At 48.9% G+C, this 17,206-nt stretch carries 20 protein-coding genes; 6 read left to right on the forward strand and 14 right to left on the reverse strand.

Annotated elements, in window-relative coordinates; translation table 11 throughout:
- Positions 1–172: 172 nt before the first annotated feature.
- From C2M34_RS10045 to C2M34_RS10075, 7 genes are all read right to left on the reverse strand, one after another.
- Entirely contained in the window at positions 173–1,486 is a 1,314-nt protein-coding gene (locus C2M34_RS10045; protein WP_105258690.1) for a tetratricopeptide repeat protein, read from the reverse strand.
- 46 nt (positions 1,487–1,532) lie between these two features.
- On the reverse strand, positions 1,533–2,138 hold the full coding sequence (locus tag C2M34_RS10050; protein ID WP_105188932.1) for an energy transducer TonB: 606 nt from the start codon (positions 2,136–2,138) through the stop codon (positions 1,533–1,535).
- 10 nt (positions 2,139–2,148) lie between these two features.
- Positions 2,149–2,559, reverse strand: coding sequence for an ExbD/TolR family protein (locus tag C2M34_RS10055; protein WP_105201368.1), 411 nt, complete (start codon positions 2,557–2,559; stop codon positions 2,149–2,151).
- A gap of 48 nt (positions 2,560–2,607) precedes the next feature.
- Positions 2,608–3,135 (reverse strand): MotA/TolQ/ExbB proton channel family protein, encoded by a 528-nt coding sequence (locus tag C2M34_RS10060; protein WP_105188934.1) that lies wholly within the window; start codon positions 3,133–3,135, stop codon positions 2,608–2,610.
- Positions 3,136–3,138: 3 nt separating this feature from the next.
- Positions 3,139–4,458 (reverse strand): MotA/TolQ/ExbB proton channel family protein, encoded by a 1,320-nt coding sequence (locus C2M34_RS10065; RefSeq protein WP_442792788.1) that lies wholly within the window; start codon positions 4,456–4,458, stop codon positions 3,139–3,141.
- Positions 4,459–4,519: 61 nt separating this feature from the next.
- The gene (locus C2M34_RS10070; protein ID WP_105258692.1) at positions 4,520–5,275 is read right to left on the reverse strand and encodes a DUF3450 domain-containing protein; all 756 of its coding nucleotides are present in this window, start codon (positions 5,273–5,275) and stop codon (positions 4,520–4,522) included.
- A gap of 255 nt (positions 5,276–5,530) precedes the next feature.
- Positions 5,531–5,923, reverse strand: a complete 393-nt coding sequence (locus C2M34_RS10075; protein ID WP_234398794.1) for a DUF3592 domain-containing protein — start codon at positions 5,921–5,923, stop codon at positions 5,531–5,533.
- Between the two features lie 271 nt (positions 5,924–6,194).
- Here C2M34_RS10075 and C2M34_RS10080 point away from each other — a divergent pair, with 271 nt between their 5' ends.
- Complete coding sequence (locus tag C2M34_RS10080) at positions 6,195–7,124, forward strand: coiled-coil domain-containing protein (RefSeq protein ID WP_105258693.1); 930 nt, start codon at positions 6,195–6,197, stop codon at positions 7,122–7,124.
- Between the two features lie 248 nt (positions 7,125–7,372).
- On the opposite strand, the gene C2M34_RS10085 is transcribed toward C2M34_RS10080, so the two are convergent.
- The gene (locus C2M34_RS10085) at positions 7,373–8,644 is read right to left on the reverse strand and encodes a sugar MFS transporter (RefSeq protein WP_105258694.1); all 1,272 of its coding nucleotides are present in this window, start codon (positions 8,642–8,644) and stop codon (positions 7,373–7,375) included.
- Positions 8,645–8,878: 234 nt separating this feature from the next.
- Here C2M34_RS10085 and C2M34_RS10090 point away from each other — a divergent pair, with 234 nt between their 5' ends.
- Positions 8,879–9,328, forward strand: coding sequence for a hypothetical protein (locus tag C2M34_RS10090; protein WP_105201373.1), 450 nt, complete (start codon positions 8,879–8,881; stop codon positions 9,326–9,328).
- Positions 9,329–9,403: 75 nt separating this feature from the next.
- Here the strand turns inward: C2M34_RS10090 and C2M34_RS10095 are convergent, their stop codons facing one another.
- The 3 genes from C2M34_RS10095 to C2M34_RS10105 form a co-directional block, all read right to left on the reverse strand.
- Entirely contained in the window at positions 9,404–9,901 is a 498-nt protein-coding gene (locus C2M34_RS10095) for a YcgN family cysteine cluster protein (RefSeq protein WP_105201374.1), read from the reverse strand.
- 48 nt (positions 9,902–9,949) lie between these two features.
- Complete coding sequence (locus C2M34_RS10100; RefSeq protein WP_234398810.1) at positions 9,950–10,939, reverse strand: lytic murein transglycosylase; 990 nt, start codon at positions 10,937–10,939, stop codon at positions 9,950–9,952.
- 91 nt (positions 10,940–11,030) lie between these two features.
- Positions 11,031–11,312, reverse strand: coding sequence for a YcgL domain-containing protein (locus C2M34_RS10105; protein ID WP_105214042.1), 282 nt, complete (start codon positions 11,310–11,312; stop codon positions 11,031–11,033).
- A gap of 181 nt (positions 11,313–11,493) precedes the next feature.
- Here C2M34_RS10105 and minC point away from each other — a divergent pair, with 181 nt between their 5' ends.
- Genes minC through minE form a run of 3 tightly spaced genes read left to right on the forward strand, consistent with a single transcriptional unit; the run spans position 11,494 to position 13,281 of the window.
- Complete coding sequence (gene minC, locus C2M34_RS10110; RefSeq protein ID WP_105201376.1) at positions 11,494–12,204, forward strand: septum site-determining protein MinC; 711 nt, start codon at positions 11,494–11,496, stop codon at positions 12,202–12,204.
- Between the two features lie 5 nt (positions 12,205–12,209).
- Positions 12,210–13,019 (forward strand): septum site-determining protein MinD, encoded by an 810-nt coding sequence (minD, locus tag C2M34_RS10115; RefSeq protein ID WP_105201377.1) that lies wholly within the window; start codon positions 12,210–12,212, stop codon positions 13,017–13,019.
- Position 13,020: 1 nt separating this feature from the next.
- On the forward strand, positions 13,021–13,281 hold the full coding sequence (gene minE / locus C2M34_RS10120) for a cell division topological specificity factor MinE (RefSeq protein WP_105201378.1): 261 nt from the start codon (positions 13,021–13,023) through the stop codon (positions 13,279–13,281).
- Between the two features lie 70 nt (positions 13,282–13,351).
- Here the strand turns inward: minE and C2M34_RS10125 are convergent, their stop codons facing one another.
- A complete protein-coding gene (locus tag C2M34_RS10125) occupies positions 13,352–14,527 on the reverse strand; it encodes a tetratricopeptide repeat protein (protein ID WP_105258695.1) in 1,176 nt (391 codons plus the stop codon).
- A gap of 249 nt (positions 14,528–14,776) precedes the next feature.
- Here C2M34_RS10125 and C2M34_RS10130 point away from each other — a divergent pair, with 249 nt between their 5' ends.
- Positions 14,777–15,256: an acyloxyacyl hydrolase gene (locus C2M34_RS10130; protein ID WP_105201380.1), complete on the forward strand. Its 480-nt coding sequence runs from the start codon at positions 14,777–14,779 to the stop codon at positions 15,254–15,256.
- A 174-nt stretch (positions 15,257–15,430) separates the two neighbouring features.
- On the opposite strand, the gene C2M34_RS10135 is transcribed toward C2M34_RS10130, so the two are convergent.
- Together C2M34_RS10135 and rnd are read right to left on the reverse strand one after the other, a co-directional pair.
- Complete coding sequence (locus C2M34_RS10135) at positions 15,431–16,048, reverse strand: DUF1294 domain-containing protein (protein WP_105258696.1); 618 nt, start codon at positions 16,046–16,048, stop codon at positions 15,431–15,433.
- Positions 16,049–16,061: 13 nt separating this feature from the next.
- The gene (rnd, locus tag C2M34_RS10140; protein ID WP_105258697.1) at positions 16,062–17,204 is read right to left on the reverse strand and encodes a ribonuclease D; all 1,143 of its coding nucleotides are present in this window, start codon (positions 17,202–17,204) and stop codon (positions 16,062–16,064) included.
- Between the last annotated feature and the right edge of the window lie 2 nt (positions 17,205–17,206).

Here is a 17,206-nt window from a genome sequence, read left to right on the forward strand (position 1 = left end):
TCGGGTGACACAAATTTAAAGAAATGGTTACATTATTAATTTTTATAACTCATTGTAAAAACGAAAAAAGCCACCCTTAGGCGGCTTTGGTGTTGCGATTATATTTCAAGAAAAAGTTATTTTTATTCTAAAAAAAATAAATAGAAATAAAATAATCAAACCCATTTATAGATTATAAAAGCGCTTGTTTTAATGTCTCTGCGTGTAACTTTTCGTTCTTCACGTATTTGATCCATTGTTGGGCTAAACGCTCAGAGCGCTTGTGCTTTTCAGCCTGCTCGAATGCCAAAATAGAGGCATCGAAGTTTTGCAGGTTAAATTGCGCCATCCCCAGGGCCACATAGGCGTTCGACTCAAAGTCCAGTCCACCCTTATCCAGCGCCTCACGGGCGGCATCGGCTGCCTCGGAGAAAAGCTCAAGGTTGATATACACCTCAGCCAGGCGCTGATCATAAATACCCGACCGCTCGGCTGCTGCGGCTTTCTCAAAGAAGCCGATGGCCTTGCGCTCTTCCTTGGCTTGCACATAGGCTTCGGCGATAAAGGCATTGTTTTTGACATTGTCTTCAACCACGCCCTTGGCCTGGGCCTGTTTCATCACCTTGGCCGCTTTGTAGGGCAAGCCGTTAAACATATAGATTTGTGCCAGGTTGCGAAGGTCGCCCTTGGTCTTTAGATAGCCCTGCTGGTAGGCCGCCTCTATGGTGTCCAACTGATCTTTTTCGCGCCCTACTTCGCCGTACATACCACTAAGCTGTACCCAGTATTCCGGCTTGTTATAGAGAGCGATCATTTTTTCAAGTACGCTGACCACCATTTCCGGCTGCTGCAGCGAGTAATACAGGGCACGTTGCAAGACCAGCCAGTTTTCTTTCGGGGTTTTGCCGTCTTTTTCGGCCAGGGTAATGGCCGTGTTGATGGCACCCAGGGCGTCATCATACTTGTTCATCTGGTAGAAGGCCTGAGACTTAAGCACATAATAGCTGTCCGGCTTGGGCTTAGTATTGACCTTATCCCATCTATTTAGATAGGCAACCGAGCCCTGGTAGTCTTCATTGGCCATAGACAGCTGCGCCAACGAGAACAAGGTGCTCAACTGCAACGACTCGGGAATGGCGTCTTCGGCAACCACCTGCTCAAACGCCTTAATGGCTTCGGGCAAACGGTTTTCGTTGTAATAGATAAAGCCGTAGAAGTTATACATCATGGCTTTTTCATAGGCGTTCATGCTTGATGAGCGCTCTTTCACCGAATCCAGTGCCGCCAGACCGCCGGCCACATCGCCGTCATCGGCCATTTTTTGCGCCCGCGCCAGTTGGCTGTACACCTTATCGCGCAGCGCCGGTACGCGCTTGGTCTTTTGCTCGCCTTGCTCGGCATGGGCAGAGGCCAGGGCCACACCCGGGATCATGCTGGCCATGCTCGGCAGCACTAAGGTTGCCGATGTTAAGCCGGCAAAAAGAAACAGTGAGTTCAACTTGTTCATAGTAAACCTCTAAAATCGCAACCTGCGCCCCGCAGGGCACAGTTTATTAACCATTAATCTCGAAGCTGATGCGGTTTTGTACGCCGCCTACTTCCACCGCTTCGCCATTGACGATGCGCGGCTTATATTTAAACTTCAGCGCGGCATCCATGGCGGCACGGTCAAAGATTGACTCGGGCTCGGCCTTGAGCACCTTGGGGTCGCGCACCGTGCCTTGTTTGGTCACGGTAAATTCAACGATCACATAGCCTTCGATACCACGGGATAAGGCACGACGCGGATACACGGGCGACACCTTAACGATCGGCAGGTATTCGCCGTCGCTGCTTTCCAGTGCCAAACCATTACCCAGGTCAACATCGGCGCTGATATCGGCGCTAAAGTCGAAGTTGGCATTGCTGGCATTGGCATCGCTACTTTGTGTTTGCGGTGACTCCAACGGCGGTGGCGGCTCTTTGGGTGTCGGTGGCTTTTGCGGCTTACGCTCTTTTTTCTCCACCGTTTCTTCTTGCTTCAAGCGCACGAAGTCAAGCACGTTGCCTTTGGCCGGTTCGGTCATCGCGCCTTCACCGCCGTTGATCAGCGCCTGCATGCCTAAAAACAGCATAAAGGTCACGACCGCGGCGATAATTAAAGCGATTAAATAACGCATCTATCGCTCCTTAGGCTTCTTGCGCGGCGATGGATACATCAAACACACCGGCGGCGCGGGCGGCGTCCATTACCTTGATCAGGGTGTCCGTGGTGGCCTTCTTATCGGCCTGGATCACTACACTACCCTGTGGGTTTTCCGCTTTTAGGCGCTCGATATTGGCCTGCACCGCACGTACGTCTACCTGGCGCTTGTTGATCCAAATCTCGCCTTCATCGGAAATGGCCACCAAGATGCTGGCACGTTCCTTCTTCACCGCGGTGGCGGCTTCAGGGCGGTTTACATCGATACCTGCTTCTTTAACGAAGGAGGCGGTAACGATAAAGAAGATAAGCATGATGAAGACCACGTCGAGCATGGGTGTCATGTTAATTTCTTCGGCTTCGTCTTCTTGAAAAATTTTACCTAATGGGGCTCTCATTTTACTCTCCTTGCCTGCGCCAAAGCGCAGGCAGATAATCATCGCAACTTAGTGGTCCAGGACCATCTTGTCTTCTAACAATTCGACTTCTCGTTTGGCGCGGCGCTGTAAAAAGGTCGAGGCAAATACCCCGGATAGCGCGCCAACCATGCCAGCCATGGTAGGGATGGTCGCTTTGGACACCCCGGAGGCCATGGAGCGAGCACTGCCGGTGCCGGTAACCGCCATCACATCGAATACCTCGATCATGCCGGTAACCGTACCTAACAAACCAAGCAGTGGACACAAGGCCACCATCACGTTGATCAAAGCCAGGTTGGTGTTTAGTTTCATCCCTGCTCTTGAGATCATCGCTTGGCGAATTTGCTCGGCATTCCAGCTATTGCGCTCCGGGCGGTTGTACCAATCGGACCGCACCGATTTTTTGTACTTCACATAACCACCGAAGAAGTACATAAAGCGCTCAAGTATTAGCAACCACATGGCGAAGATGAGGATGCCGATGACCAGGAGAACCTGGCCACCTGTGTCGAGAAAATCACGAATTGCATTGATCCAATCAATCAATAGCACCATGATTTACGCTCCTTTTTCGCTGCGCTCAGCAATCAGGCCGGCACTTTGCTCTTGTAGAATCAACAGCAGGTTCTTAGAGCGCGTATTCAGTAGCGTGTATAGGAATACCGTTGGGATGGCCACAACCAGACCCAATACCGTAGTTACCAGGGCTTGCGAGATACCGCCGGCCATGAGTTTAGGGTCACCTGTACCAAACAAGGTGATGGCCTGGAAGGTGTTGATCATACCGGTTACCGTACCCAGTAGACCCAGCAGTGGTGCTACCACAGAGATGATCTTAATAAGCGTCAGGTTACGGGTGATCTTCGGCATTTCACGCAAAATGGCTTCGGATAGCTTCAGCTCTAATGTGTCGTGGGCAACATCGGGATACTGATCTTTAACCTTCATTACGCGGCCAAGCGGGTTGTCGTCGCGAGCCACCTTGTCTTTAAGCTGACGACGGATTTTGCCGCCGATAAGCATAAGTGAGATAAAGCGCTCAAGGGCGATGATCAGTGCCAAGGCACCTACCGCAAGGATCACATAACCTACCGTGCCACCTTGGTGTACACGCTCTTCGGTGTCAGGGGCTTGTACCAAGAGGCCCAGGATAGAACCACCGGTTGGGTCAAGGGCGAACTGCACAAAACCATCTTTTGACTGTTGTAGCTCGGCGGCACTTGAGGTGTAACGGGCAACCGGCTGACGCGTTAGCTCAGACAAGGTATTGGTTACATTGTTGTATTCCAGGTATTTGCCATCGGCAACCAGGTTAAAGGCACCCACGCGCAGCACTTCTTTGTTCTCTTTGGCGCCACCGGCGACGATCACTTCGGTGTTAAAGCGTGATACCTTGCCCTGCTCTGTCATTTCGCGCTGTAGTTCGAACCACACCTGCTCGATGTCTTCGATAGAAGCAAGCTTGGAGGTTGAGCCCATTTGCTGCGCCAGCTCGTCCATAAACACATCACGACCTTGCAGCTCGGCGGACACCACAGAAGTAGCAAACTTGTTCGAGCTGTCACCGGCCACCTGTTGCAGCACACCGAATAGCTCTTTAAGCGTACCCATGCGGTTTTGCAGGGTGTCGCTTAGCTGCGCCAGTTTTACTTCATTGTCTTCAAACGCGGTCTCTAAGCGCTCAGACTCTTGTAGTTTGGCGTTACGTGTTTGCTCGGCGCTGCGCAACATTTGCAGTTGCTCGCTTTGACGGGCCAGGAATGCCTTTTCACGCTCTTGGTTTTCTTGAGACTGGGCAATCTTGCCCTGCTGTAAGGTCTTTAATAGCGCATCCAGGTCCATGGCGTCATTGGCCATCGCCGCGTGCGACATTGCCATAGTGGCCACTAATGCGGCGCTTTGGGTAAATTTTTTCACTAATTTCATCGTCAATACCTTCTTATTCCGCAGCTTGAACAGGCAGGGTTAACATGTCTGGGGCTAACTGCTTACGAGCAATGCGTAAGCCTTTGCTGATTTGGCTAATGCTTGAGTCCGGCAGGTTAACAAAGGCTTTTTGCTCTTTGTCCCAGGCACCGGCTTGCTTGCCATCGCGGGTAAGGTAAATAAGCTCAAGACGACCGATGCGTAGGAAGTCCACTTCGCGCTCGGTGCCATTGACATCCAATAAACTGGTGTAGGCTTCAATGGTACGGCCATAGTCCACTTCCACCTGGTAGGCTTCCAGGACACGACGGAATTTTTCGCTCGATGTGACATCGGCGCGATCCATCATTTCGCTCAACTTGGCAATGCGCTCGTTACGCTCTTGTGTAAGGAAAGGCACATCCAGAGCAACAAACTGCTCAAGGCCTTCGATCATGCGCAGCATCAGCGGCGTGATTTGACGCTCAATCACCGATACCTGATCCATAGAGGCATTGATATTGGCCATTTCTTCGACCTGATTGGCCACTTGCTTGGTTAGCTGAGCGTTGTACACGCTAAGGCCATCGATCTCTTTATTGAGTGCCTTGAACTTTTGAAAACGGGTTTGCATGTTGTCGGCAATCGTGTCTATTTTTGTTTGAGATTGCGTGGCTATTTGGTTGATCTCACCACTTTTTTGTTTAACTGTCTGAAGTTCATTGGCCATTACCTGTGAGCTGCTCGCAGCCACCAGTGAAGCCAATATCAGGGGTTTAACGCCTTTCATCGCATACACCTTATTTTGAGCTTAATGCTGTACCGGATTTCCGGCACGAATGTAAGATGGGCGAAAGTCTAGAGAACAAAAGTGACAGCCGTGTTGCGCAAATAATACACTTTAGTTACAAATGTCATACAAATGTCTTATACGAATTTATAATGGCAGGACGGGTGCGCTATTTCCGTATGGGGGACAACTTCTGGCGCCGTCAGGCACTGAGCGGCGGAAGTAGATTTAGGCGCTTTACTGAGGCGGCTGTGCTTAGCCACCGAGTCCAAAGTATAAGGCAGGAGCCGAAAGGCCAACAAAGATAAGACCTAGCAGGTAGCCATGGCCCTTGGCCAGGCGGCCATTGGCTTCATCCCCCCGTTGGTATAACACCTCGGCCATATGCCCCACGGGGATCACTTTGCTGTTAAATGACGCTTTTGAGATAACCACAAAACGCTGGCCATTGACTGAATACTCAAAATGCGGCCGATATTGCATGCGTTTGTGTCCATCCGAGTTCTTGCTGAGATACTCATCATAGGCAATTATTTTGCCCTGTGTTTTAAGCGCACTTTTATTAAAATGGTAGTAGTCGAAGAGGATATACGCACCAACGGCAGCAAAGATAAGACCGCCAAATAATGGCACCGGATTAATATTCATCACCTTTCCCTTTATTATCACGATAAAATTTATATCATTATTTTACAAGCATATGAATTAGAGAGGAAAACTAGTTATTTTATAATTTAGTATCGTTACAGTGATTTGCCCCCTGCTCTCCTTGCCACTATATTCTCTGAGGCTTAGCTCAGCCCTAGAGCTGAATCATTTAAAGACGTATACACATAATCGACGTATTTCTTTATGAGCAGCATTTTCGTTGTTGCGCCTTTGTTCGTTGTTAAAGAAACCAATTCCTAAAGGATATGCAATGAATAAATTAACTATGGTGAGTGCTGCCCTCTGTTTAGCTATGGGAACTTCTGTCTACGCAACTCCTGGAGAGGGTGAGCAAGGCAGTTCCAATGGCCAACCCTTTCAAACCATCAACGAGCGCATCGATATTCTTGAAATGGAGTTAGGCGATGCCATTGCCCTTATTAACAACCGCCTGAATCTCATTGAGCAAGAGCAAATCGAACAGAATATAAAGATCGCCTTTTTAGAATCGAGCATTGCCGCCTTGGAGGTACGCGTTACCACCAATGAAAACGATATTGCCACCTTGACGGTGATCCAAGATTTGCAGGGACAGTTGATTGATGCCTTAAGAACCGATCTGACGGCATTAGAAATTCGCGTAGCGCAAAATGAAAATGATATCGCCGCCTTGGTTTTAGCGGATGCGGCCATGCAGGCACTGATCACCGCCATCCAAGGAGAGATAGTCACCATCAATGCCCGCATTGATGCAAACGACGCCGATATTGCGGTACTGCAACAACGTGCTGACGCCCTTGAGCAACAGTTAGCCCAAGTCAACGCCGAGTTACAAACAAAACAAGCTCGGGTAACGGGTATCTGCGCAGCGGGTTCATCGATTCGTGAAATAGATGCCAATGGCAACGTGACCTGTGAAGCGGATGACGCCAATGCGACCTTCGAGACCTATAGGAGCAGCGGTACGGTGGACGTTGATAGCAGTATTTTCCTTACCAAAACTGTCACTAACAACAGAAGTTGCCTTAGCGGCTATCGTGCCGTAGGCGGTGGCCACTCGGTCAATGGCTCTCTTGGTGTAGGTAACGTTCGTGCGTCCTTCCCAACATCTGACACCAACTGGCGAGTGATTGGCTATTTCGACTCAGCAGGCTCACGCACCCTCACCACTTATGTGGTTTGTACTCGCATCATGCCATAAGACACGTCATTACCAAGCAACGCTCCGAGTACAAGAAGACCGCAAACGCGTCATACTCAGTAAAATGCCGGTACATTTTGTACCGGCATTTTCGTGTGCACTTATTAGCTCCCCGCTTTCGTATAAATGGAACGTTCCATTTAATTGTTGCACTATCAGCCTATGAATACGTATTCACAACCCGGCACAAAAAAGCCGACAAGGTTAAACGCTTGTCGGCTTTTTAAGCATATACGCTCGGCTCAAAATCAACTCGCTATCTTGGCGCGCCACTGTCCTAGCAGCTTCGGCAGGCTCATGGCGTACCAGGCAATAAATACATAACAGACCAAAGGCACGTAGAAGCTGGTTTGCAGGCCTATGGTATCGGCCATATAGCCTTGCAGTAAGGGCACCAAAGCACCGCCGACTATGGCCAGGCACAGCCAGCCTGAGCCACGGCTGGTCAAGGAGCTCAGTGAGTCTATGGCCAGGGTAAAGATGGTCGGGAACATAATTGAGTTAAACAAACCAATGGCCAGCACAGACCACATGGCCAATTTACCGCTGCTGTTGATGCTGATCACCAATAACAAAATGGTGGCGCAGGCGTTGAATAGCAGCGCCTTATTGGCGGCCACTTTTTGCAATACCGCCGAGCCGATAAAGCGCCCGACCATGGCACCGCCCCAGTAATAGGCTAACAGGTGCGCCGCATCATGCTCTTCCAATCCGGCAATATGGGCTTCACCAAAATAGTTTACCAGGAAGCTGCCAATGGCTACCTCACCACCGACATAACAAAAAATGGCCAGTACCCCGAATACTAGGTGTGGCGCCTCGGTCAATGAATGTTCCTTGGCTTTGCAGTCATGCTCTTCGCTGTGTGATTCGATACTAGGTAACTTAAGCACCGCAAAGACCACAGCAATAGTTAACAATGCAGCGGCCAGCATAAGGTAAGGCACCTTAACACTGTCGGCCGTGGCGGCTTCAGCAGCCAGTGCGGCACTGCCACCAAAGAGTAAAAACTTACCAACGATAGGGCCGACCGTGGTACCAAGCGAGTTCAATGCTTGTGCCAGGTTTAAACGACTGGGTGCGGTTTTCGCCGGACCTAAGGCGGCAACATAAGGATTCGCAGAAACCTGCAAAATTGTCACACCCGAGGCCAACACAAACAAGGCGCCTAAGAACAACCAGTACTCATGCACCGCCACCGCAGGGTAAAACAGCAAGCAGCCGGTTGAAGCAATTATCAAGCCGCTGACCACGCCATTTTTATAGCCAAAACGCTTTACCAGATAACCGGCAGGCAAAGACATAATAAAATAGGCACCAAAGAAGCAAAACTGGATCAGCATGGCTTCCGTATAGCTGAGATCGAACACAGCTTTTAGGCGCGGAATAAGAAGGTCATTTAAAACCGTAATAAAACCCCATAGGAAAAACAGGGTGGTCATGGCTGCAAGAGGCAAGGTGTAATTGCTGTTTTTTTCTGCCGTTGCAACGTAAGCCTGATTGTTGTTTATCTCACTCACGAATCATTCTCCGTCTACTTGTTGATTTTGATTCTACACAGCAATTTAACAAGGTCACAAAAAAATAACTGGAACGTTCCATTTTGAAAATACAGGACTTGCATCCTGTATAAACCTAAAGCCTAACCGAGCGCAAATTTGCTGCAGGCTAAAAAACAAGCAATTACAGCTATGCCACCTATACTTGAAAGCGTTTCTTTGCACCGATGCAAAAAACGCAACAGGAGACATAAGATGAACAGATATGCCTTATTATTAAGCGCCATGCTTACCTTTGCCGCCAGCAATGTGCAGGCTGAGCTCGAAGTCTATAAAGATTACGACCTGGGCACATCGATTCTTGAGGTCACCACAGTCAAAGTGGACCCCAATATGGGTGATGTTTACTTAGAAGGGCTGCGTGACACCTGGGTCAAAGCAGTAAAAATGCAAAAAGAGCTTGGATACATTAAAGATTGGAAAATTTATGCCAGTGATTTACCCATCAGTGGCGATTTCAATTTAGTGTTGGTGGTGTGGTTTGAAAATGCCGCCGACCTTGAACCAAACAAGGAAAAGTATCAGGCTTTTATGAAGAAATGGGGCGAGGAAAACCAAGAGAACTCTCGCAAAATTTCCAAAGAATACCCCAAAATCAGATCGCTGACCGGTCAATATCGCATGCGTGAAGTCATTATGAAGTAGGTTAGCATGTCTCGGAAGTGAAGGCCTGCTCCAGCAGGCCGCTTTTCTTTAGCAAAAGGCTTCTAACTCTGTGCCTTAATCGCAATCATAGGTGGGCCAATCGGCGATATGATCTTCAAATTCTTCCAAAGGCACATCCGAGTCTTTAACCGTTTTATTGCGCACGCTTATCCCCGCCGCATGCATTTTTGACTTTTTGCCCTTGTTTAACAGCGGGTGCCAACTGGCAAGCCCCCGTCCCTCTTGCAGGCGACGGTAGCTACAGCTTTTAGGCATAAAAAAGATGTCGGCAATATTGTCCTTGGTCAGCTTAACGCATGAAGGCACTAAGGTTTGACGCTGCTCGTACTGCGTACAGCTACAGGTTTTATTATCCAGATACTGGCAAACGATATTGGTGAAGATCAGCTCTTCGCCGGGACGCAATTGATCCGTGGGGCTAAAGTCATCTTCATCCTCACTGTCGATAAAGGTGTTCAGACAACACTTGCCACAACCATCACAAATGGCTTCCCATTCCTTGTCGCTCATTTGCGCCAAGGTTTTAGTCTGCCAAAATTTATCATCTACCATAAAAAACGCCCCAATTAATCGGGGCGTAGTATAACAAAGTCGACAGCCTTAGTTAATGGCCGGATAGCCGATACGATCCGATAAATAACCGACGCTGGTGGCGAAATAATATGAACGGTTCCAGTTCATCAGTGCCTTGTAATTATCATAGGCCAGATACATGCGACCATTGATATCGTCGGGCATAACCAGAGCAGCGTTGATATCACGCTGTGGTAGAGCCGTGCCATCCATGCGTCTTAGACCTAACTCTTGCCACTGACTTAGAGAGCGCTCCGAGTCGGACCAGTGCTGCAGCCATTGTTTATGAGTGCGGGTACCACGCTGCAACACGGCTTGGGTATCGAAATTCGCCGGCAACTTTACTTGGCGACCCCAGGTCAGCTCGTCATTCCAGCCAACGCTCTTCAAGTAATTGGCAATAGAGGCAAAGGCATCTTCTTCGGTAGTCCAGATATCCTTGCGGCCATCGCCGTTATAATCCACCGCGTAGGCATTAAAGGAGGTTGGCATAAACTGGGTTTGCCCCATGGCACCGGCCCAGGAGCCCTTAAAGTGTTCCAGGTCGATATGCCCTTCTTTAAGGATATCGAGTGCGGCCCATAACTGGCTCTTATACAGGGCTTCACGACGGCCATCAAAGGCCAGAGTAACCAGGCTGGATATCACCGGATGACCACCCTGAATGCGACCGAAGTTACTCTCAAGACCCCATAAGGCAACGATAAAGCGCGCTTGTACACCGTATTCTGCGGCTATCTTTTCCAAGGTATCCTGGTGCTTTTTATAGAGCTCGCGGGCTCGGTCGATTTTCCACTGAGGTACACGCTTAGGTAAGTAAGTCTCTAAGGTTTCCTTCACCTCGGGCTGGTTTTTATCGGCGCTGATCACCTTGGGCTTAAACTTGATGGTGGCAAAGGCGGTATCAAGCAGCTCCTGGCTGTAACCCTTCTCCAGGGCTTCACCTTTTAACTTAGTAACATAAGCATCGAAGGCAGCTTGTTGCTCTTCAACACTTTTTATCTGCGAGTTTGCCAGAGTGGGATAAGATAGCGTCGCCGCCACCGCCAGGCTTAAGCCGGACAAGGTTGCGGGTTTAAAGGCGCTGGCTAAATACTTGCTGATTTTTTTAATCACTCTCTACTCCATTTTGTTTTCTTAGTTCGTCCAACATGTTTTCGGTTGGCGGGGGTAGCTGTAAATAAAACCCCTTCTCACTTAATTCATCCTTAACCTTAGCAATATCCGCCAAGGCTAGCTGTGTTTTTGTGGCCAGATTCAGCAAAATCACAAATTGCGGCTTGCCGAACATGTCCATAAGCGGCTGTGGAACAGCAGAAAAATCATCTCGTTTTGGCAAATAAAGGTAGGTATCTGGTTTTTTCTTACTCTTATATACTGCGCACAGCATGGTTAGGGCCTTTAAGTTGTTGCGAAACACACCTTGACACTATACCATGAGAGCTAAATCATGTGGTAAGTTTAGTGGCCAATGCTCAACACCAAGGCCTAATCAAAGTCAGCCTCATAGCAAGTTTGTACCGACTTTTCTTGGTGATAATTAATAACAGGCCACACAAGTATGAGCGCTTATGTCGGAACAATTATTCGAATTAAAAGGGAACCTCTTCACGCTATCGGTGTTACGTCTGTTAACAGCTGATTTGGTTGCATTGAGCGAGCAGCTTGATGCCAAAATTTCCCAAGCACCAAAATTCTTCGCCGGTGCCCCTATTGTTGTTAATCTTGAAGCGCTTGATGGCGCCGAGCTCGACTTTTCTCAACTGCACGCCCTGTTACAACGTTTAGCCTTTAATCCCGTAGGCGTGTGCAGCGGTACAGATGAGCAACATCAGCAGGCCAAAGCGGCTGGTTTTTCTGTGCTTAATTACGCCAAAGACAACCAAGCGGCCAAGGCGCCAGCCAAAGCCACGGTTTCGCCCGCAGTTGCAGCGCCAGCAGCGCCGGAGCCAACCATGGTGGTTGAAGGCACAGTACGCTCCGGGCAACAGGTCTATGCCAAGGGTCGGGATCTTATCGTCCTTGGTGCGGTAAGCCACGGCGCCGAAGTCATCGCCGATGGTCATATTCATATTTACGGCACCTTGCGTGGTCGTGCCATAGCCGGCGCGCAGGGTGATAAAAACGCCACAATATTCTGTCAAAAGCTCGAGGCCGAACTGGTTTCCGTCAATGGCAGTTATTGGATCAGTGATTCACTGCAAGGTGAACTATGGGGGCAAGCCGCCTGCATTCGCCAACGCCAAGACTCACTTCATATATCAGCTTTGGTTAAAGGATAAAACTCATGGCAAAAATTATTGTCGTTACTTCTGGTAAAGGCGGCGTAGGCAAAACAACCTCTAGCGCTGCAATTGGTACTGGCCTAGCCCTTAAGGGCTTTAAAACCGCGATTATCGATTTCGATATCGGCCTGCGTAACCTGGATCTGATCATGGGCTGTGAGCGTCGAGTGGTTTATGACTTTGTCAACGTTATCAATGGCGAAGCCAATCTTAACCAGGCACTGATCAAGGACAAGCGTGTCGATAAGCTGTATATATTACCGGCGTCGCAGACCCGTGATAAAGATGCACTAACCAAAGAAGGCGTTGAAAAGGTTCTCAACGACTTAAAGAACGATTTCGATTTTATCGTGTGTGACTCGCCAGCGGGTATCGAAGCCGGTGCCATGATGGCCCTTTACTTCGCCGATGAAGCCATAGTTACCACCAACCCGGAAGTTTCTTCGGTACGTGACTCAGACCGCATCCTTGGTATCTTGCAAAGCAAGTCACGCCGCGCCGAAGAAGGCCTGGAGCCGGTTAAAGAGCACCTGCTACTGACCCGCTACAATCCGGAGCGTGTGCAGCGCGGTGAAATGCTGTCGGTAGAAGACGTTAACGATATTCTTGCCATCGACCTGCTCGGTGTTATTCCCGAGTCACAGGCGGTACTTAATGCATCAAACCAGGGTCAGCCTGTAGTACTGGATAACGAGTCTGATGCCGGCCAAGCTTATCTTGATGCCATTAACCGCTTGCTTGGCGAACAAGTTGAGTTCCGCTTTTTGGATGTAGAAAAACGCGGCCTGTTCAAACGGATTTTTGGAGGATAATGTGTCTTTACTCGATTATTTTCGTTCGCAAAAGAAAACCAGCGCCTCGATGGCGAAGGAGCGACTACAGATCATAGTCGCCCATGAACGTTCGCAGCGCGGTACACCGGATTACTTGCCACTACTAAAACAAGATATTCTTGATGTGATCCGCAAGTACGTGGCCATAGATGCCGATGCCGTACAGGTACAGCTGGAGCAAAATGAAGACGATTTAGCCGTATTAGAGCTAAACGTGACCCTACCCGACGAAGACAGATAATCGTTTTCGGGTGCAAAAAAAGGAAGCCAAAGTGCTTCCTTTTTTATTGCCCGACTGTGGCGGCTTTGGCTTATTCCGCGTCCTCGGCCGCTAATTGCGACTTATATGCCGCAAGGCGCTTTTGCAAATTATTCTGATGCCACAGCACCATGCTTTTTGATTTTTCTACCGCCCGGGTTTGAAGTGCTATGGCCTTGTTAATTTGCCCAAGGCTTTCGTAGGCTGCGGCCAAGTCCGCATAGGCATAGGCGGAGTCCGGATACAGATCAATTACCTTATGATAAATGGCCAGCGCTTCGGGCGCGTCATTCTCAAGCTTAGATTTGGCCAATGCTTTCAACGAGCTTTGCGCCGAGACATCAAAGCCATATTTGCGTTTAGACAATTCTTGATAATGGGCAATAATGGCGTCAACGCCCTGCTGTGAAATGACCGAGTCTGGCGCCAGCGGAGTATGGTAATCGGCAAATAACAGCTCTATAGCTTCGACAAGAGTCACAATCGGGCGGCTCATATAATGGCGCTTATCGTCTAGATTGGCATGCCATTGAAGCTCGCTCGGCGCATAGTCAGTAAGCGCTTGAGCAAATGCCTGAGTGTTTTCTCTGTGCGCCTGTTCATAGGTATGCTCGCCTATGGCCAAATACACAAAGCGCATTTTATCTTTAAGCTTAGGCAGTTGGGTTTTCGCGCTTGAGCTTACCGCCAAAAAGTCATCCGCTAAAGAGGGTGTCGCAATAATATAAGCGTCGAACAACTGCGGGCGATTAAGCAACACATAGAGGCCAAATGCACCATTGCCCATAAAGCCACTAAAAATCCTAAAGTCATGAGTGCGATAGTTTTTGTCTACCTGAGCCAATAAGTGAGATTCGAAAAACGTCAGTAGCTCATGATCATCCGGGTCCTCAGCTGTTTTTTCAAATAAAGCGGCATATTCCTTGTGGTAGGTCGCAGGAGTTACCACTATGGTTTCCAGCCAGGGCCACTGCCCATTATGGCTCAGCCAATCCTGTATGCCACTGAGATGAGGCTGGCTACGAGGATGCGGGTCAAACAACACCAGGTAACGCTTATCCGGCTCACTTGCATAACTGGCCGGTAAGGTAACATTAAACTGCATCGGCTCTTTAAAACCCGCATAGGCGACAGTGAGCTTTTCTATTGGCGTCAATGTGGTGACATCCAAGGCCCAGCTTTTAGCAGCCAAAAACAGCAAAACGCTTACTAACAATAATCTAATCATCTGATACCCCTGCTCTTTATTATTTTTGACGTTTAAACATACAGACTAGAATTCACCTAGTCGAGTAATTAATCAACACAGAGCTTTAAACCGATGAGGCCCATCTTGTCTTTCAACGCTGGACAAGTTGCCCAATAGCGACAACACTAAATTAAAGGACCAATCTGGCTAGTGCGGTATTAGCCGATAGTAAACGCATGGAAAAAGGACATTTGGCTAAAACCTAATAAATTTACGGATACCGCTTTGATGAAACGAACTATCCCTAGTGTTGCTTTACTCGCTTTAGTTACCTTACCAGCGTTCGCCGATGATGATACCTCCTCGGTGAGCATAGGCGTTGCCAGTTGGGCAGTTTTTGATCAATTCGACATATTTGCTGTACATGCAGATTATGAACACAGGCCCTTGCAGGGTTTATGGGATCTGCAGCCCCGAGTACTGGTTATCTTGGCCGAGCATGATCAAAAGTATTACGGTATAGGTGCCGCTAAGGCCTTTAAAATCAATGATGATTGGAGCTGGGGCGTTGCCAGCCATGTGGGGTACGCCCATAATCTGGACTCGCTCGGCTATGACCTGGAGTTTTATAGTTATTTATTCACCAAGTATAAAATCACCCAAGAGCACAGAGTTCGCGCAGAAGTAGGCCATATTTCCAATGCTGGATTTGGTGAGACTAACCCGGGCTCAGAAAGCATAGTAATGAGCTACTCATATCACTTCTAAATAGCTTGTAGGTCGGGATTTTATCCCGAAAAAGATGCCCACTTGTTAGCATGTCGGCGCAAAGCACCGACCTACAGGGTAAGCAATGTTGTAACCCTTTTGCCGCTAGGGCTGTTGTAGGTCGGGATTTTATCCCGACAAAAAATGCACCTATTGCCGATGAAAAACATAAATCTACAGAGCGTTAAGCTTGCTTAGCCAGATCTGCCCCTCACTGCCGCATAACCAAGCCACGGCGGCAAGATTCACCAGCACACAAAACCAATAGCCAAACAAAAACGAGCCTTTTTTAGACTTATGCCTGAATTTGTTTTGTGCCATAAAAGCACCGGGCCAACCGCCAAGTAAGGCAAATAGATGCAAGGTACTTTCCGGTGTGCGCCATTGATTGTTCTTGGCCTTGGCTTTATCACGACCATAAGCGATAAAGGCAACTAGGCTCAGAACCAGGTAAAGCGGGATAAACCACAGGGGTAACCTGCCCAGCACGATTGCAACAGCAATAAACAAACAGCCTATCGTTACTGTGATGGTGCCAATTGTCCTGGATTGTCCGGGCTGCTTTGTTGCCTGACGTTTATGATCCGAAGCAAAACTGATATCCACCGCCTGCCCCCGTCCTTGCTTGTCACGGGCGCCTTGGTAGACGATTAAATCGCCATTTTGCGGTCGTCGGTTACGTTTTTTAAAGGCCTTGATATGTACAAATAAGCGCTCGCCGCCGCCATTAGGCTGCACAAAACCAAAGCCTTTATCGTCATTCCATTGTTCAATCTTTCCCTGATACTTCATCTGTTCTGTTTCCCTACTTTTGTGCTCCAGGTATCCATTTTTCCAATGCTTCACTTAAGTATTCACTACGCCAAGGCTGCAAGATATCCGGCGCCATTAAAATTTGACGCTCATCGTCCGTCAGCTTCCAATTCCAGCTAATAAGCTGGTTGATTTGCTTTTTACTGGCAAAGACATCGGCGGGAATCTGAGTGGCTTTACTCACCGCGGTGATCTTTTGCTTAATCTCCTTGGCCGCCTGCTTATAGCCCCGATAGTCCATCAAACGCATCACCCGCGGCGGTAGTTGCTCGTCGCTAAGTTCCTTGGCGCGCTCAATACAGGCCAGCATTTCCCGGCCCGAGCGATTCACTTCCATGGCATCCACGCCTGGAATATTGCGCATGCTGTTCAAAGAGCTGGGACGACGTTTGGCAATTTCCACCATGTTTGCTTCTTTGACGATAAAATTCAGCGCCAGGTTCTTACGCTGGGCTTTTTCTCGTCGCCACATAGCCAGCTCACGCAGTGCCGCCAAATCCCTTGGCGATAATTGCCAGGCACCCTTCACGTCGCGGTACAAAAGATCATCAGGGGTAGAAAAGGCGCGCTTTTGCGAAATAAGTTGAGACTCGGCAATAACAATATCGAACCAGCCCTTGGCATTGATCTCTTCAACTATTTGCTCGAAACAAGGCAGCAAGTGGGCAACATCGGCGGCGGCATAAGTCAGTTGGCTTTCGCGCAACGGCCTTTGCAGCCAGTTGGTGCGCGACTCGCTTTTATCAATTTCAATCCCCAGGCGCGCATTGACCATGGCGGCAAAACCCATGCAGTTGCCTGAGCCTAAAAGCTGCAGGGCAAATTGGGTATCGAATAAGGGGGTGGGCACAAAGCCGGCAAAGTTTTGGAATACTTCGATATCTTCCGAAGGCGAGTGCAAGACCTTTAACACCTCGGGCTTTTGTAATAATGCCCACAAGGCACTGAGGTCTAGCTCCGCCAGTGGGTCGATCAACGCCAGATGCTGACCGTCAAACACCTGTAAAAGTGCTATTTCTGGGTACAGTGTACGCCTGCGCATAAACTCGGTGTCTACGGCGAGCACCTTAGCCTTGCTGATTGCGCCGACAAAAGTGTCCAACGCCCCTTGCTCAGTAATTAACTGATATTCCACCT

It is taken from the genome of Pseudoalteromonas sp. T1lg88 (assembly GCF_002964765.1).
Classification (GTDB): Bacteria; Pseudomonadota; Gammaproteobacteria; order Enterobacterales; family Alteromonadaceae; genus Pseudoalteromonas.

Bases quoted from the DNA above. Each gene is read 5' to 3' on its own strand.
- C2M34_RS10125 (WP_105258695.1), bottom strand. From the start codon at position 14,527: ATGATTAGATTATTGTTAGTAAGCGTTTTGCTGTTTTTGGCTGCTAAA.
- C2M34_RS10060 (WP_105188934.1), bottom strand. From the start codon at position 3,135: ATGGTGCTATTGATTGATTGGATCAATGCAATTCGTGATTTTCTCGAC.
- C2M34_RS10105 (WP_105214042.1), bottom strand. From the start codon at position 11,312: ATGCTGTGCGCAGTATATAAGAGTAAGAAAAAACCAGATACCTACCTT.
- C2M34_RS10080 (WP_105258693.1), top strand. From the start codon at position 6,195: ATGAATAAATTAACTATGGTGAGTGCTGCCCTCTGTTTAGCTATGGGA.
- C2M34_RS10135 (WP_105258696.1), bottom strand. From the start codon at position 16,048: ATGAAGTATCAGGGAAAGATTGAACAATGGAATGACGATAAAGGCTTT.
- C2M34_RS10130 (WP_105201380.1), top strand. From the start codon at position 14,777: ATGAAACGAACTATCCCTAGTGTTGCTTTACTCGCTTTAGTTACCTTA.
- C2M34_RS10090 (WP_105201373.1), top strand. From the start codon at position 8,879: ATGAACAGATATGCCTTATTATTAAGCGCCATGCTTACCTTTGCCGCC.
- C2M34_RS10095 (WP_105201374.1), bottom strand. From the start codon at position 9,901: ATGGTAGATGATAAATTTTGGCAGACTAAAACCTTGGCGCAAATGAGC.
- C2M34_RS10050 (WP_105188932.1), bottom strand. From the start codon at position 2,138: ATGCGTTATTTAATCGCTTTAATTATCGCCGCGGTCGTGACCTTTATG.
- minC (WP_105201376.1), top strand. From the start codon at position 11,494: ATGTCGGAACAATTATTCGAATTAAAAGGGAACCTCTTCACGCTATCG.
- C2M34_RS10055 (WP_105201368.1), bottom strand. From the start codon at position 2,559: ATGAGAGCCCCATTAGGTAAAATTTTTCAAGAAGACGAAGCCGAAGAA.
- minD (WP_105201377.1), top strand. From the start codon at position 12,210: ATGGCAAAAATTATTGTCGTTACTTCTGGTAAAGGCGGCGTAGGCAAA.
- C2M34_RS10070 (WP_105258692.1), bottom strand. From the start codon at position 5,275: ATGAAAGGCGTTAAACCCCTGATATTGGCTTCACTGGTGGCTGCGAGC.
- C2M34_RS10065 (WP_442792788.1), bottom strand. From the start codon at position 4,458: ATGGCAATGTCGCACGCGGCGATGGCCAATGACGCCATGGACCTGGAT.
- C2M34_RS10075 (WP_234398794.1), bottom strand. From the start codon at position 5,923: ATGAATATTAATCCGGTGCCATTATTTGGCGGTCTTATCTTTGCTGCC.
- C2M34_RS10045 (WP_105258690.1), bottom strand. From the start codon at position 1,486: ATGAACAAGTTGAACTCACTGTTTCTTTTTGCCGGCTTAACATCGGCA.